Origin of the sequence: Shewanella sp. SP1S2-4, assembly GCF_031932075.1 — a bacterium.
Lineage (GTDB): Bacteria > Pseudomonadota > Gammaproteobacteria > Enterobacterales > Shewanellaceae > Shewanella > Shewanella baltica.
Window position 1 is genome coordinate 83255 of sequence record NZ_JAUOET010000007.1, and the last position, 16753, is coordinate 100007.

Below are 16753 nucleotides of genomic sequence, written 5' to 3' on the forward strand. Positions count from 1 at the left end.
AAACCCATGGCAGGTCGTCGTTAACGGCGACCTGCCATGATACACAAAAGATAGGACAGGTATAACTTTTTAGCTTATTAAACTCTTTCACATTAGATGTTCTATGGACAAACCTATAATCAATCTATTTACCTTTTGAACTTTGAAACTCATTTTGGGGCAATAGCTTTTTTAGCTGAACTAACTGCTAGAGGGTTGGGGAGGATTGGCATTGTTGCACCTGTGACCTTCTAAAACAGGATGTTTTAGTTGAGCCCTCAGGGACGAGTTTATGGCGAGTCACAGGGGAAACAATGACAATGAATGCTACACAACTGACGATACAATTATCTTGCTTTGGGGCAATATCTTTTTAGCTAAACGAACAGCGAAAGGGTTAGTTAAGATTGGCATTGTTGCACCAGTGCCCCTCTAAAATAGGGACATTTAAGTAATAAAAGGAGGTAGTGATATTGAGGAAATAGTGACAATTAATGCTAAGCAACTCAGTTATCTGCTTTGAGGTATTTAGAGAATGAAATGGCGGAAATCTACGATTTCCGCCATTTTCAGATGATACGCGAATACTTAACATGAGACTCAGTATCGGGCGTTATTACTCAACAACCCATGCCGACGACTCACATTAAAGGTGAAACTAGCTAGTGCGATACTGCTTTAAAATGCCATCTAGCTCGACCGAGGCATGGTGCAGATCATTGGCTAAGGTCACACTGCGCTGAGCCGTTTGTTTGATGGTTTCCGACTGATGGCGGATTTCATTCAATTGTCCGGCAATGTCGCGCGCGGCGACACTCTGCTCTTCCGCCGAGGCGGCAATTTGGCTGCTCATATCAAATACCGCATTCACCGATTGCGCCATACCTTGAACATCGTCACCGACGGCGATAATCGCGCTGCGGCCTTCATCGGCCTGATCGACTATCTCCATGGTAATGCTAGATAAACGACTCGTGCCAGACTGTAAGCCTTCAATCATAGACTGAATTTCTACCGTGGCCTGTTGAGTTCGACCCGCTAAGGTACGTACTTCATCGGCGACCACGGCAAAACCACGCCCCTGCTCACCGGCACGTGCCGCTTCAATGGCCGCATTTAGGGCTAACAAGTTGGTTTGCTGCGAAATACTGTTAATCGTCGTAACCACGGCATCGATACTCGCCGCATCCTTAGACAATTGTTCAACCGATGAAAACGCTGCGCCAATCTTAGTTGAAAGTAAACCAATACTATCCACTGTGTGGCTAATTCGCCCACGACTGGCCGACATTTGGGTTGAGTTTTCTTTAGTCTGCAGCGAAGTGTTGCTCGCGTTGATAGAAACTTCTTCAATCGCTGAAGTCATTTGCGCCATCGCCACGGCAACGGAATCGAGGAATTGATGTTGGAAACCAATCAGCTCATCACTGGTGGCCGCCTGTTGATTAAATTCATCGGATGCTAATGACAAGGTTTGTGCATTTTTACCAATGGCCGACACCATTTCACTCATGTTATCGGCGCAGCGGTCAATTTCGCGGGCAATCAAACTGAAATCGTCAGTGCCAAAGAAGTTTAATCTAAAGCTCAAATCACCATCAGCTAAGCGTTTGATGGCTAAGTACATATCCCACAAGCCACCGCCGAGTGAGGTCGAAATCCAGTAACTCAGTTGGAATAAGGGCAACAAGCCCACTAATGCTAACCAGAACATAAAGTTAGCATCGCTGCGCGCATCGACTTCCCACTCATGGACATTCTGCGTCAGTTGTAAGGCTTGCATGCCTGACACGCTGGCGCTGGCCGTCACTTTATCCCCTTGACGCTGCGCTTCACTTTGCCTTGAAGTCACGGTTAAACCGTATTGACTGGCAAATTGTGATAAGGCATCAGCCTCTAGCTTTTGCGCCGTGGCAACTTGCGCTAAGGTATCGACGCTTGCTTGAACACGGGCAATAGAAGCTTGCTCGACGTTTCGGTGCGCGTGTTGATAGTTGACGAGTGCCACGGCGGCCGTGATCAACGCCACCATAGAACACACTACCCAAAACTTTCCGTTGAGACTGAACTTGATCAATATGGCATCAATGGTGCGAAACTGGATTTGTTTCATCTTGATAATTCCTAAGAACAAAATGCTATTTGGCACTAAATCAGCATTATAGCCCAGATCGCTTCGACAGCTATGTCAGTAATAAGATCTGAGCAGGTATTATGCTAATCCGCGCTAGCCACTTGACTACGCGTGGCGGCAGACCACTTTTGTGTCAAGCTAACCAACTGCCCCGTTAACAGGCTCATACTTAAACCTAATAAGCCACCAATGATCAACGACGGCACGACATTGGCCACATCACCCGCCATGGCAAAGGTAGTGCAACAGCCAATAAATGCGCCGGGAATAAAGCTAAGCTTTTGATAACTAGCCTGTAAACACATGGCCGAAGTGGCTATGCCGGTAAAAATATACCCAAATACGGGCGAAATAAAAAAGCTGCTACCCGAGATAATGAGCCAAGCCCAAAACACACCGGACAGATTCGTGCACCACGCCATCATCACGCCTTGAAAACCAGCCTTGGGTTGAGCGAAAAAAGTGCTGCAACCTAAAAAGCCAATCCAAGTGACCAGATGAAAGGCATCTGCAACGCCACACCAAATAGCCGCCAATAGGCCGGCAGAAATAGCGACTTGCCAACGATTTTCCATGGATGACCCCTTTATAATTCTATTCACGGAAGTTTATCTGTTAGTTAAATTACCTCTATTCTGGTAACAAAAACCTGATCTATTGCTAATTTTCGGCATTAATGCCCGTAAAATAGCTAACAAGCAAATTTTTTGTGGTAAAAAAACGAAAAAAGCGCTTATTAGGCGCTTTTTTGTTCAAACGGCTTTCAGTTAACCCTCTTGCCGACACTTACACTCGCAATAGTTTATTCACGGGAAGATCGCGGATCCTCAGCCCCGTCGCCGCAAAAATCGCATTGGTTAAACTCGGGGCAACGGGCGGCACACCCGGCTCACCCACGCCCGCTGGCGCAGCATCAGACTCAATAATGATGATCTCCATATCGGGAGTTTGGGGAAGTCGCAGCAAAGGATAATCGTGGAAATTCGATTGCTGCACCTTGCCCTCTTTGTAAGTGATTTCCCCCATCAAGGCTAAACTCAAGCCAAATACAATCGCACCTTCTGTCTGTGCTTTTACCCTATCAGGGTTAACTATCGTGCCCGCATCTATGGCTGCGATGGCATTAAGCACTTTAAGCTGTTTATCCTCACTCACTTCCACCAGCATAGCCACAGCAACGTAACTCACAAAACTGCGGTGCACGGCAAAACCCCAGCCCTGATTTTTGCCCGCCTTGGGCGCCTTAGTTTGGGCTTTTTCGACCGCGTCGATTACCCCAAAATAGCGACTGACGTCCACGGGATGACGATCAAGATCTTCGCCATAGTTGCCATATTTAAACTGTTGGTCGGTAAAGGTCTCACGCCTTGCTTCACCTAACAGGCTACGCCACATTGCAGGGCAAGAAACCTGAGAACGATGAGCCATTTCATCGACAAAACTGCCGACACTAAAACCGTGCTGAATGTTACACACAGAGCGCATCCAACCAATACGGCTATGCGCCTGCGCTTTTACCGCTTCGTATCTTAAATTTGGCAAAGCAAAGGGCACATCCACAAAGCCTAAATCCAACTCACCGCCAGAGGGATATTCCACCCCTTCAGCAAAGGTTGAACTGATCGATGGGAATCCCGTACGGGCTAAAAGCGCGGTCGGTTTGTTGCTGGCATCAAACAGCGCCTTATAGGACTGGGCGCTGATAGCATGGTAATAACCGTTTTGGATCTCATCCTCGCGGCTCCAACTCACTTTAATTGGACGCTTGAATTGCTTCGATAACAGCGCGGCTTCAACACTAAAATCAGGTTTGGATTTACGCCCAAAACCACCACCCAATAGGGTGACATTCACTTTAATCGCATCTTCTTCCATACCCAGTGCAGCGGCCACATTTTGCTGGGTACTTTGCGGCGTTTGGGTCGATGCCCAGATTTCACAGCCCTTTTCAGTCACATGGGCAGTAGCAACGGGCGGCTCGATAGAAGAATGAATTAAATAAGGCACGGTATAAACCGCCTTTAACGTATTCGCCTCGGGCCAGTTTTTGATTTCATCACCAGCTTGACGCACAACGTTACCGCTTTGCTGTACCCGCTCGACAAGCTCCTTTAAATAAAGACTTGAATCATGCTGACTGTTGTCGGCCTGAGTCCAAGTGACTTTTAAGGCTTTGCGGCCTTCGAGGGCACTCCAAGTGTTTGTGGCGATAACAGCAACGCCGCCCAAAGCCTGAAACGCGGGTGCGCCCTTAGCGGCGGGCAAACGATACACATCTAATACACCGGCCACCTTGCGCGCCGCAGTATCGTCCAAGCTTGCCACATCGCTCCCAAGCACGGGCGGGCGCATGATGCTGGCGTAGAGCATACCGTCGAGTTTGATATCGTAACCATAAATCGCGCTGCCGCTTAACATGGCATCCATATCAACGATTTGGCGTGATGCGCCAATCTGCTTGAAATCTTTAACCTCTTTAAAGGTTAACGACTCAACGGCGGGGACTGGCTGCTTTGATGCGGCTAACGCTAACTCGCCGAACTTGGCCGAGCGGCCAGATTTAGCATGCAACACTTTATGGTCGGCGGTATGCACCTCGCTCACGGGGACTTTCCAGCGCGCAGCGGCTGCTTGCTCTAGCATGGTTCTTGCCATCGCCCCCATCTGACGCATGCGGTCGTAATTTTCGCGAATACTGCGGCTACCGTCAGTGTTTTGGCTGGCATAACGTTTATCGGCTAAGCCTTGAATGGGGACGATTTTATCCCAATCCGCTTCTAACTCTTCGGCTAATACTTGCAGAATACCGGTTCTGATCCCTTGTCCCATCTCGGAGCGATGGCAGGTGAGGTACACTTTGTCGTCTTCACCAATGGCAATAAACAGATTCAGCCGCGCTTCTTTATCCTGCGCCAGCGCCATAGGGCTCCAAGTTAATCCACTCGCCCCTAATGCTAATCCGCCACCCACTGCGCCAAACAGTTTTAACACATCGCGGCGGCTGATATTTTCTACGGCAGTAAAAGTACTCATATTAGCCCTCCTGTTTGGCATAGTTTTGCAGTGCCGCTTTAATCCGCGGGTATGTGCCGCAGCGGCAGATATTACCCGACATGGCCGAGTTGATTTGTTCTTCAGAAGGTTTCGGATGCTGCGCCACTAACGCCGCAGCCGACATCAATTGGCCCGCCTGACAATAGCCACACTGTGGCACGTTATGTTCGGCCCAAGCATTTTTAAGCTTTTGATTATCCAGCCCTTCAATTGTTGTCAGTCGTTTTCCCTGTGCCTGCCCCAAACTGGTTAAGCAAGCGCGTACGGGTTGGCCGTCTAAATGCACAGTGCAAGCACCGCATAGCCCTGCACCGCAGCCATATTTAGTGCCCGTGAGCCCTAAAATATCCCGTAGTGCCCACAGGATTGGCATTTTAGGATCGGCATCTAAGGTAAATGATTTACCGTTGATGGTCAGTGTCTGGGTTGAAAGTGTCTGAGAGGAAGCGGCGGTATTCGCTTCCTTGACGACTGCTTTGGTTGATAAAACTTCTGCCATAACTCACTCCTTAAGTGCCAACCACGACGCAAGATCGGCTTGGGTATCAATATCAATTGCGGCGCGGGGTAGTGTTATAGCGACTAACGCTCCCTGCTGTGCTTGTTGTTTTAAAATAGATTTCGCCCCGCGATCACCACTCAAATGAGTGAACAAAGGCAATGTAGAGGCATTAAAAATAGCAGGTACACCTAAATCATCCAAATAATGGGCGGCAACGTCTTTACCCGTTTCATGCCATGTCAAAATCAGTTGGCGATAATCATCGGCGCTCAGAGCCACTTGGTCAGCGAGCGTTAGCAGCATGGCATCAAAGCCTTGCTCCTTGGCATAACTTGCCGCCAAACTCACAGAGGAGGCCAAACCCGTATGCCAATGCGGATTAATCAAAATATCAAAGGGTTGGCGGGAGTTAAGTTCGGCTAATAATGGTTGCAGTATGTGCTGGTGAGCACCGAGTATGACTAACAAAGGCGTATGCTGGGGCGAATGTGTGTCTTGGCGCTCCAAATCTAAATCTTGGCAATGAAGCTGTTGTAAAAGCTCAACATGGGTGCAAATGATGGCTTGTTCGCGAGTTTCTGTAGCGCTAAGTGATGGTATAAGCTGCGCTAACTTAACCCCCTCAAAACGCTTACTTTCACCCGCCGCAAGTACCACAATAAGCAGCCGTTTGGATGAGCATGGCGCCTGCGCTGCCAACTTTGGCACTGCCAAACTGGGCTGTCTCGAACCGGGCAGTGTCGACGTTAGCGCAGTGGGCTTTGGCACTGGCGGCAATGTCATCAACGCATTATCTCATCGAGATGTTGTAAGGTCGCGCCATGGAGTACGCCGTGGCATTGGGCCAAAATACTTAACGCCACTGCGCTCGGTAACTCGCCGCCAAGGGCAAGCCCTGCGGGGGCAGAAAACACCCCAGAAAATGATTCAGTACTCAGCCCTGCCATCCCAAGCACTTTATCCCGTCGATGGGCAGGGCCAAGCAAGGCGACATAGGCGAGTGTGTGGGCTTGAATGACCTTCAATGCCGCAGCATCTAAGCCCAAGTTATGATTCATCACTACGGCGCAATCCAATTGGGCGATATGATTCGCGGTTAATTCCCCTGCGGTAAGTTTCACGATATGGGCATGGGGGAAATCCGCCGCTCTGGCATAGGCGGTACGACCATCAAAAACTGTCACTTGCCAGCCTAAGGTATCGGCCATGGCGGCAATAGGCTTAGCGTCGATACCACCGCCAAAAATCCCAAGGTGGAATCTCGGTCTCAGCGGAATAATCAGCGATTCTCCCGCCTCTTGGGTGAAGACGCCTGTGCGGACAAAATCGCTGGCGGGGAACGGTGTCAACGCTTCGGGGTAGAAAGCGGCCTGATATTGGCGCGCATCCGTCCCCGCTTTGACTAATGGCAATTGATAAAAACCCGACCGACCGTGGCGAAATGCCTGTACTAGCTCAATCAAACCAAGATCATGATTCTCTTTTAAGAGTGGGATCAACATGATATCTACTATGCCGCCACAGCCGAGTCGATAGCTGGCATCGGACTCATCGCTCGCGTCATAGGTCACGCACGTGACTTGCTTTGTCTGCATGGCCTTTTGGGCATGGCGGCGGAGATCGGCTTCTAAACAGCCGCCACTTAACATACCCACGCCTTGACCAAACTCATGAAACAACATCATGGCGCCAGGTTTGCGATAGGCCGAGCCTTGAATTTGGGTGATCACCGCAAGCACCCAAGCGTCATCCGCCAGCGGTAACCAATGCTCTAGTAAATCTTCGATTTGGTGATCCATCCGCAAGGACTCCATTGGGTTAGGGATATTTGAAAAGACTGAATGCACTTTTTACTGTCAAAACTAAAACGATCACTGGTTAAGATCGCTGATAAATATCGCAGTTCTCGACGTCTATTTTGTTATCAAGGTTTGATGCGAGTTTCAGTTGTCGATAAAAACAGCTTCGCCAAACGCTCGGCATTAAACACATGGACAACCAAGTTAGCAAAGGCCTGTGCGTATTGAAAGGAGTAATAGATGTCAAAAAGTGTCGAAGCAGAAAATATGTTCAGGGGAGGATTCAAAGGGGGAAGGATTGACATCCGTGTCTTGAGTGGCGTGTGCTCGTAAATCAACCACATCTCATCTAAAACTGATATTCCCCCGCCTTAGTGCGCAGTATCTGGGATTGATTGTCTAGGCTAATAGAGGTCGATTCTATCTGCTCGATAATCTGTGATACTTCACGGGAATTATCGCGGATCACCATCATACTCGAAGCGATTTCTTTAGAAACCAAGGACTGTTCCTCAGTTGAAGCGGCAACCTGAGTATTGATCCCATGAATCGCTTCCGTACTGTGACGAATATCCTCAAATACAGCCACGATACGTTGCAGCTCTACCCCCGCCTTTTGCATAAGCGTCGCGGCTTGAGTCACAGATGTACCCACTTGATTTGTACGACTTTGAAGGCTTGCGACAATATCATCGATTTCCTTAGTGGAATCTTGGGTGCGCTGGGCTAGTGATCGAACCTCATCGGCCACAACAGCGAAACCTCGCCCTTGCTCACCGGCCCTTGCGGCTTCAATCGCGGCATTCAATGCCAGCAAATTCGTCTGCTCTGCAATCGCCTTAATCACACTCAACACATTACTGACTTGGGTACTTTCGTTCACTAAATGCGACATAGAATCTTGAGTATTGGTAAACTCAGTTTCTAATACCGACATGGCTTTCAACGCTTCCGATACCGTCTGTTTACCCACAGTGACATGCGCTTCATTTTCAGCGGCGCGACTTTCAGCGTTCGACGTGCTCTCACTCACATGCACTAACGTCGTGGTCATTTCTTCCATCGCACTGGCGCTGGCATCCAGTTCTCTCGCCACCCGATTTGAGCTTTCACGCGAAACTTGGATTGATGCCTTGGTTTGCTTCGCTAAATCAGCGACCTCTTTTGCAATACCATCCGTTGTCGATAAGGAACTGGCAAGGGAAGAGATAAACAAGTTGATTTGATTAACGATTTCGCCAATCTCTCCCTGAGTAGTAACGGAGATCCGCCGCGCAAGATTTTTAGATCGCTGAATGTCGAGCAACTCACTACAGGTCTGCACTAAGGGAGTCACAATCCGGCTCTTAACGATAATGAATCCACCAACGGCCGCTAGAATCACAATGAACAATACGAACTGTGACCAGTTTAATGCCGCATGTAAGGAGTCGAGTCGACCATTAACTTCACCATCGGTACGTTTATCCAACGCCGTAAAGAACTCATCAATCGGCTGCATTATCTTGGCTTTTTCTCTATGGTATTGGTCGCTATGTAATAACTCCCTCGCCATGGTTAAGTTCGGCTCGCCTTTTATCGTGTAGGTTTGGGTGTTGGGGTCCATAAAGATACCTTTGACGGCATTCATGGCTTTCACTTCGAGGGCGACTAACGCATCTGAGTTTTTTTGGGCTTGTTCGAGGTAACGGAATTCTTCATCGGAAAAACCAAGGGACTTCATTTGCTCTTTTATAGCAATTCTCGCGCCGTCTGGCTTTGGCTTATCGCCATAACTCAGCACCAAATCCCAATAAATCTGATGATATTTTTCGGGTCTGGGTTTCTCACCATTACGGATAGCCAAAATATCCATATACATTTTTTCGTATTTTTCATCGCCTGTGACGGCGTAGGTACGGGCGAGACGTGTTAAGTCATCGGAACCTTGCCTTAATTCATCGGCAAGTTGATAGGACTGATACCGGATGCTGGCGGCATCATTAAAGAGATCGATTTTAGACTTCACATTGAAGCTCAGTGCCGCAGAAATCACGGCACTCGCGACTATGGTCGAAAATACCACACTCATCATCGTTTTTGTTTTCATACTTACCCCAATAGACGGAAGAACTGCTTTAAGTCTAGAAGGAAAATCAGAAAACATCGGTAAAAGTGGGACAATCAATGGAAATAATCATTTGATTTGCGAGTGATTATCGCTCACAAATCAAACAGTTCTTAATGACGTGACACTTAGAGTAAAAGTTGGTCCGCGACAAAGGGATTATGCTCGCGCTCTTCACCAAAGGTCGATATAGGACCATGCCCCGGAATAAATTCGACGTCGACACCTAAGGGCCACAGTTTTTCGGTGATCGAGTGAATTAAATCCTGATGATTTGATTGAGGAAAGTCGGTGCGCCCGATTGAACTTCTAAACAAAATATCCCCCACCCACGCCAATTTAGATTGGGCAGAGAAAAGGGCAATGTGTCCCGGCGTATGCCCAGGGCAATGCAGCACAGACAAACTTTGTTCACCCACTTGCACGTTATCGCCGTCCTGCAGATATTGATCCGGTTCAAAGGCATCGCAATGGGGAAAACCGAAGTTTTGGCTTTGCTTAGGTAAGTTTTCAATCCAGAATTTATCGGCGATATGCGGGCCAATAATCGGCACATTGGCGGCTTGCGCTAAGGCTTTTGCCCCACCGACATGATCGATATGCCCATGGGTAAGGATAATTTGGTCAAGGACGAGTCCAAGTTTTGTCACTTCGTTTTGGATCCTGTCAATATTGCCACCAGGATCCACGACCGCAGCTCGCTTGGTTTTCTCACACCAGATCAGGCTGCAATTTTGCTGAAAGGGTGTCACTGGAATAATCTGATACTTCATAGCTTCAATCTCGTGTTATCCATAAGCGATAGATTACGCTAAGAAACTCATCATGGCTCAAATTTAAAATGGAAAAATTGATCTTCACCAAAAGCTAATCAAATAATCCTAGCCTGCTGCATAAACTATTTGGTCTATACCCAAGGTAGTTGAAGATACGAGTTTCAACTAGCCTAGGTTGCTGCATCTTCAGGTTATTTGGGTATACAATCTGCCAATCACAATAACATGATCCTCTGCCATTAAGGTTGTTTGATGAAACCCGATATTATTCTCGCCGGAGTGCTGGCGAAGAAACATACTTTTACCTTGCCCCTCAACTATCAAAATCCGATTGCAGAGCAAATCCAAGTGTTTGCCAGAGAACTCTGTAGCCCAGAAAACAAAGATAAAAAGCTACCTTATATCGTGTTTTTCCAAGGCGGCCCCGGATTTGCGGCCATGCGCCCCGCCAGCAACAGCGGCTGGATCCGCCGCGCATTAAAAGAATATCGGGTGTTATTACTCGATCAACGCGGCACAGGCTTATCAACACCAATTAATTATCAAAGCCTGCAACACTTAGAGCCCGCAGCTCAAGCTGAGTATCTGAGCCATTTCAGGGCTGACAATATCATTCGTGATGCAGAGACGATTCGCGCCCAACTTTGCCCCGCCGATAAATGGGCGATTCTTGGCCAAAGTTTCGGGGGATTTTGCGTATTACATTATTTAAGCGCCGCCCCTCAAGGTGTCAGCGAAGCCTATATTACAGGTGGCATACCGTCATTAACCCCCAGCGCTGATGACGTCTACCTTGCAACTTATCAACGCGTGCTGGCGAAGAATAAACAATTTTTCCAACGCTTCCACGATGCCCAACATTTAGTCACTCGCTTAGCAAAACATTTGCTTGAAAATGAAGTGTATTTAGCAACGGGAGAACGCCTCACGGTTGAAATGTTGCAGCTGCTGGGTATTAATATAGGAATGGAGCAAGGGCCTGAATCGGTTTACTATTTACTTGAGCAAGCCTTAATCAACACGGCTTCTGGGACAGTCGTGAACCCGTTATTTTTAAATCATTTCGGTCAAATGCTCGACTACAACACTAACCCGATATTTGCCCTGCTGCATGAGGCGATCTACTGCCAGCACTCAGCTTCACAGTGGGCGGCGCACAGAGTGAGACAACAATTCCCCGCCTTTAACTATCAGCAAGGTAAGCCGTTTTTATTCACTGGCGAGATGATTTACCCTTGGATGTTTGACCAATTCAGTCACTTAGTACCGCTTAAAGCCGCGGCAGAAATCCTAGCCCATAAATCAGACTGGCCTGCACTGTATAGTCTTGAACAACTGGCGCAAAACCGCGTCCCCGTTGCCGCAGCCATTTACAGTGAAGATATGTTTGTCGAGATGCAATACAGCCTAGAAACCGCGCAACAGGTCGGCAGGCTAAAGTATTGGCTAACGTCAGAATATGAACACAACGGCATTCGCATGGATGGTGAGCACATACTGGATAAGCTCATCAGCTTAAACCGAGGCGATACCTTAAGATAAAGGTTAATTTTAAGGGCTAATTAAGTTAACGCTGACATTATAAACCTGCTCCTCATCTATTGAGTGATTTTGGCAAGTTTCAACGACCTATTTCCGTATGAGTAAACCGTTTTGGTTTACTCTTTTTTTTGCCAAAATTTAGGGCTATTTCGCGCCATTGTTATACCAATCACATTAAATATCTAATCAGTTCAGAGCCTCACAGGCATCTCAATCCAAGGCGCATTGACGCAGAAATGGTTATTCCCTTTTAAGTCAATGCAACACCGGAGTGGGATGCCTGTGTGGCTCCCGAAGGGCGGGTTTCAACGCGCTTTATACTGCGTTCAAAGCTTTCGACAGAGCACCACTATGCCTTCAGCGTTCGCCTTGTCTAAAGCGCGTTAAACTCCCGCTGAATGAACAGATATTTAATACGATTGGTATTAATGGCCGGAAATGCCCCTAAAACCAATGACACTCGTGCCTATCAAACCTCAGCCGCCACTTTGCGTGTTCGACTCCGAGTCCCTGAACTCGCAATCGACTTTTTCGCACTGCTACTTGTCGTTGTACTTGTTTTAGCGGTACTTGCCGTGCCAGTGCGTTTTGCAGAGCTAGAGGCTTTACGGTAAGGCGACTTGCGATAACCGGATTTATTCCCAGCCGTTTTACGATAACCTTGGCCTTTTAAACCATTAAGCGCGGTGGGCAGTTGCGCTCCTGCGTTTTGAATAAGCGTGGATAAAGTGCCGAGCAACGGTTGCATAAAGGCTTGATAGGAGGTTTCTTTATGACAAATACCGTTCAAGCTTGCTTCCCAAAGGGCAGTCATGTCTGGCGTTGTTGCACTCGCAGGCAGGCTGTTAATTAATCCCTTACCCACATCCGTCGAAACGATAGATTTACCTAAGCGTTGTAAAAAACCGCGTTTAAACAGTAGTTCAATAATGCCTGCACGGGTGGCTTCAGTACCTAAGCCATCGGTTTCTTTAAGAATTTTACGGATCTCAGGGTCGGTTACGTAACGGCTAATCCCCGTCATAGCACCAAGTAAAGTGGCATCGGTAAAGGCCTTTGGCGGCTGAGTATTTTTCTCAAGTAACTCGCCTCGAGTACAATGCAAAGCCTGCCCTAGTTTCAGAGGCGGTAATTGGCCGATAAACTCGTCATTCTCCTCATCATCCTTACCCGCATTTTCCTCCGTCGACTTGTTGCCACTCGCCTTACTGCCATTTGGCTCTTGGCGGGCAAAGAGCTGCTTCCAGCCAAGAGATTTATCCTGACGCGCCTTGGTATTAAATAAGCCGCCCTCAATTGTCACTTGTACTGTGGTTTCACTGTAACAATAGGCCGGATAAAACTGGGCTAAGTACTGGCGGGCAACATGAAGATATAACTGCCTCTCACGCTGACTCAAGCTGGATAAGTTAGCTGTCTTCTCGGTAGGAACAATGGCGTGGTGGGCATCCACTTTTTTATCATCCCATGCCTTGGATTTAAGCCGTGGATCGGGGGCATCGGCGCCTTGCAGTAACTCAGCGGCACCACCGCTAATCGCCTTAAGAACCGACGGCGCTAGGCTATGTTGCTCGACGGGCAAATAACGGCTGTCGGAGCGGGGATAAGTAATGAGTTTATGGCGTTCATACAAACTCTGGCAGGTATCGAGCACATCCTTAGCACTCATGCCAAACCGTTTTGCCGCATCAATTTGCAACGCGGATAAGCTGTAGGGCAAAGGCGGATTCTGTTTCTTGTCCTTAGCCACTAATTGAGTCACTAAGGCAGGTTTATCACTGATGCGACTCACCACATTTTGCGCTAACCCTCTGGCTAGTACTCGCCCTTCTTCGTCCATATACGGCTGACAAGCTTCGCTGGGTTGCCACTTAGCGCTGAAGGTTTCCTGCTTTTCGGTCGCCAAATGCGCTAGCACTTCATAGAAAGGTTTAGATTGAAAATTGGCAATCTCTTCATCACGGCGCACCACTAGCCCGAGTAAAGGCGTTTGCACTCGCCCGACGGACAATACGCCTTGATAACCAACCTTTTTACCTTGGATAGTGTACGCGCGGGTCATATTCATGCCGTAGAGCCAATCGGCACGACTACGGGCTAAAGCCGATGTGGACAAAGGAATAAACTCGCGATTACTGCGTAGCTGCGTTAGCGCCCGTTTTACGGCTTGTGGGTTTAAGTCGCTGATCAGTAAACGCTGAGTTTGATGTAACTTGTCACCCCTCACGCCAAGATAGGCAATCACTTCATCCACGAGTAATTGCCCTTCACGATCGGGATCGCCTGCATTAACCAGCGTGTTAGCTTGTTTGACTAATCGTTTCAGCACTGTGAGTTGGCTGCGAGTTGCGGCCTTAGGTTTTAGTTGCCACTTGTCCGGCACTATTGGCAAGTGCTCGAATTTCCACGACTTAAATTCGGGATTATAGGCATCAGGTTCTGCTTGTTCGAGCAAGTGACCTACGCACCAAGACACGCAATCGCCATTGGCGGCTTCGATAAATCCATCGCCTTTTTTATGGGGTTTAGGCAATACATCGGCAATGGCCCGCCCTAGGCTAGGTTTTTCAGCGATATAGAGGATCATACAAACACCAAGCACTGGATATAATTACAGTATAATTTAGCCCAAACGCCCGTTGAGTGCAAATTTCTGTGACAAACCGAGCTTAAATACCAAAGCTAAAGTGTAAATTCAATTGCGAATAGTTCTCAACAACTACTAGAATGCACTAAATTTTAGAGGAGTGGCTATGAGACAGTTTGCAATAAATGCGCGGCAGGCGATGACAATCAGTCCAGCATTGATATTAAGATTCAATCAGTTACTGCTATTTCATAGCCTGATGTTACTCGCGATAAGCATGCTCACCAGCACTTGGCTGGGACAAATGAAAATCATCAACATGCCTTTAGCTTGGGGATTCATGCTAGTAATGCCCATTGCGGTGAGTTTATCGCTACTGCTAAAACACCAAGTCACCCGCCATAGCTTAAGCAGCTTATTCGGGGTGTGGATGCTGCTGTGGATCTGGGGATAAACACGGCAAACCTATGGCAGAAAAGATCAGCAGCCTCGCATGCGGATGTCGAGAACAGCAAACACTCATAGAAGTTTCCCCTCCCCCAATCGCGGCACCTTTCCCAAGTGGCGGTTACCAATTCATAAAAATCCATAAAAAAAAGCCAGTGACATTATCACTGGCATCACTGGCTTTTTATCCGCCTAACGTTTCACCTTATGGGTGACAGACGTTATGCAGTTCTAAGTTAGTACCGATATCTTTATTGCGATCCGCTTTAGCATCGTCATTACGCAGTTGCGTCAAGTGATCTAAATACGCTTGATCTACATCGTTAGTGATGTAATGACCATCGAAAACAGAGGTTTCGAAACGCTTAATCGCTGGATTTTCCATTCTTACTGCTTCGATTAAATCAGGTAAGTCTTGGAAAATAATGCCATCAGCACCAATTAACTTGGCGATTTCATCGGCATCACGGCCATGGGCGATCAACTCGTTTGACGTTGGCATATCGATACCGTACACGTTCGGGAAACGAATTTCCGGCGCTGCAGAGGCAAAGTACACTTTCTTGGCTCCCGCTTCACGGGCCATTTCGATGATTTGCTCTGACGTCGTACCGCGAACGATAGAGTCGTCCACCAGCAAGACATTTTTGCCTTTGAATTCAGTGTTAATCGCATTCAATTTACGACGCACTGACTTCTTACGTTCCTGTTGACCCGGCATGATAAAAGTACGGCCAATATAACGATTTTTCACAAAACCTTGGCGGTATGGTAAGTCCATGCAACGAGCAATTTCCAGCGCGATATCGCAAGAGGTTTCAGGAATAGGGATCACCACATCGATATCGTGATCGTACCATTCTTTCTTAATCTTCTCGCCAAGCTTAGCGCCCATGTTTACGCGACTGGCATAAACAGACACTTTATCGATCGTCGAATCTGGACGGGCAAAATAAACGAATTCGAAGATACAAGGGGCGTAGCTAGGTTCTGCTGCACATTGACGGGTATACAGCTGACCATCAATTGACACGTAAATCGCTTCACCTGGCGCCACATCACGCATCACTTCAAAACCGACGGCATCGAGTGCCACGCTTTCAGAAGCGACCATATATTCAGTACCCGTTGGCGTTTCGTGCTTACCTAACACCAGAGGACGAATACCAAATGGGTCACGGAACGCGACTAGGCCTTGACCAATGATCATGGCAACAACCGCGTAGGCACCACGAGCTTGTTGGTGTACGTTAGCGACCGCATCGAACACTTCTTCCGACGTCAGGGTCAAGCTAGTGGTTTTTTGCAGTTCGTCGGCCAACAGGTTCAGCAACACTTCAGAATCCGAAGTGGTGTTCACATGGCGACGTTTTTTGATCAGCCCTTCGGCTAATTCGACTGTATTGGTTAAGTTGCCGTTGTGGGCTAAAGAGATCCCAAATGGCGAGTTAACATAGAAAGGCTGCGCTTCAGATGCGCTTGAACTGCCCGCAGTTGGATAACGCACATGCCCAATACCTGCATTACCTTGTAGGCGTTGCATGTGTTTGACTTCAAAAACGTCTTTGACCAGACCATTGGCTTTACGCAGTCTGAAAGCACCACGATCAATGGTCACAATACCTGCCGCATCCTGACCTCTGTGCTGCAACACTGTCAGTGCATCATAAATGGTCTGATTAACCGATGATTGGCCAACTATTCCGACGATACCACACATGGGTAAGCTTCCTCATTGTAAGATGTTCTATGCCCTTTCATGTTGAAATATAAGCAAATGATAAAGTAAACCTCTAGCCTTTCGGCTTAAGTGCTACCTATCGGTC

12 protein-coding genes are annotated in these 16753 nt (G+C 47.8%); 2 read left to right on the forward strand and 10 right to left on the reverse strand.

The genetic code is table 11. The annotated features are described in order from the left end of the window. Window positions 1-637: 637 nt before the first annotated feature. From Q4Q52_RS09320 to Q4Q52_RS09355, 8 genes are all read right to left on the reverse strand, one after another. Window positions 638-2092, reverse strand: a complete 1455-nt coding sequence (locus Q4Q52_RS09320) for a methyl-accepting chemotaxis protein (RefSeq protein ID WP_071939555.1) — start codon at window positions 2090-2092, stop codon at window positions 638-640. A 104-nt stretch (window positions 2093-2196) separates the two neighbouring features. Further along, the gene (locus Q4Q52_RS09325) at window positions 2197-2688 is read right to left on the reverse strand and encodes a DUF1097 domain-containing protein (RefSeq protein WP_311990447.1); all 492 of its coding nucleotides are present in this window, start codon (window positions 2686-2688) and stop codon (window positions 2197-2199) included. Between the two features lie 211 nt (window positions 2689-2899). Beyond that, window positions 2900-5146: a molybdopterin cofactor-binding domain-containing protein gene (locus Q4Q52_RS09330; RefSeq protein WP_311990449.1), complete on the reverse strand. Its 2247-nt coding sequence runs from the start codon at window positions 5144-5146 to the stop codon at window positions 2900-2902. 1 nt (window position 5147) lies between these two features. Further along, the gene (locus Q4Q52_RS09335) at window positions 5148-5666 is read right to left on the reverse strand and encodes a (2Fe-2S)-binding protein (protein WP_012587340.1); all 519 of its coding nucleotides are present in this window, start codon (window positions 5664-5666) and stop codon (window positions 5148-5150) included. A gap of 3 nt (window positions 5667-5669) precedes the next feature. Continuing rightward, entirely contained in the window at window positions 5670-6452 is a 783-nt protein-coding gene (locus Q4Q52_RS09340) for a nucleotidyltransferase family protein (RefSeq protein WP_311990450.1), read from the reverse strand. After that, window positions 6452-7468, reverse strand: coding sequence for an XdhC family protein (locus Q4Q52_RS09345; protein ID WP_012587338.1), 1017 nt, complete (start codon window positions 7466-7468; stop codon window positions 6452-6454). The genes Q4Q52_RS09340 and Q4Q52_RS09345 overlap by 1 nt, the downstream gene beginning before the upstream one ends. 349 nt (window positions 7469-7817) lie before the next feature. After that, a complete protein-coding gene (locus tag Q4Q52_RS09350) occupies window positions 7818-9557 on the reverse strand; it encodes a methyl-accepting chemotaxis protein (protein WP_012089579.1) in 1740 nt (579 codons plus the stop codon). Between the two features lie 146 nt (window positions 9558-9703). Next, entirely contained in the window at window positions 9704-10348 is a 645-nt protein-coding gene (locus Q4Q52_RS09355) for an MBL fold metallo-hydrolase (RefSeq protein ID WP_311990451.1), read from the reverse strand. Window positions 10349-10603: 255 nt separating this feature from the next. Between Q4Q52_RS09355 and Q4Q52_RS09360 the strand changes: the two genes are divergently transcribed. Beyond that, a complete protein-coding gene (locus Q4Q52_RS09360) occupies window positions 10604-11893 on the forward strand; it encodes an alpha/beta fold hydrolase (protein WP_311990452.1) in 1290 nt (429 codons plus the stop codon). Window positions 11894-12362: 469 nt separating this feature from the next. Here Q4Q52_RS09360 and Q4Q52_RS09365 read toward each other — a convergent pair whose 3' ends face one another. After that, window positions 12363-14480: a DNA topoisomerase III gene (locus Q4Q52_RS09365; protein WP_311990453.1), complete on the reverse strand. Its 2118-nt coding sequence runs from the start codon at window positions 14478-14480 to the stop codon at window positions 12363-12365. A 166-nt stretch (window positions 14481-14646) separates the two neighbouring features. On the opposite strand from Q4Q52_RS09365, the gene Q4Q52_RS09370 reads away from it, so the two are divergent. Further along, entirely contained in the window at window positions 14647-14934 is a 288-nt protein-coding gene (locus tag Q4Q52_RS09370) for a hypothetical protein (protein ID WP_012089583.1), read from the forward strand. Between the two features lie 198 nt (window positions 14935-15132). Here Q4Q52_RS09370 and purF read toward each other — a convergent pair whose 3' ends face one another. Continuing rightward, window positions 15133-16647: an amidophosphoribosyltransferase gene (purF, locus tag Q4Q52_RS09375; RefSeq protein WP_006085457.1), complete on the reverse strand. Its 1515-nt coding sequence runs from the start codon at window positions 16645-16647 to the stop codon at window positions 15133-15135. Between the last annotated feature and the right edge of the window lie 106 nt (window positions 16648-16753).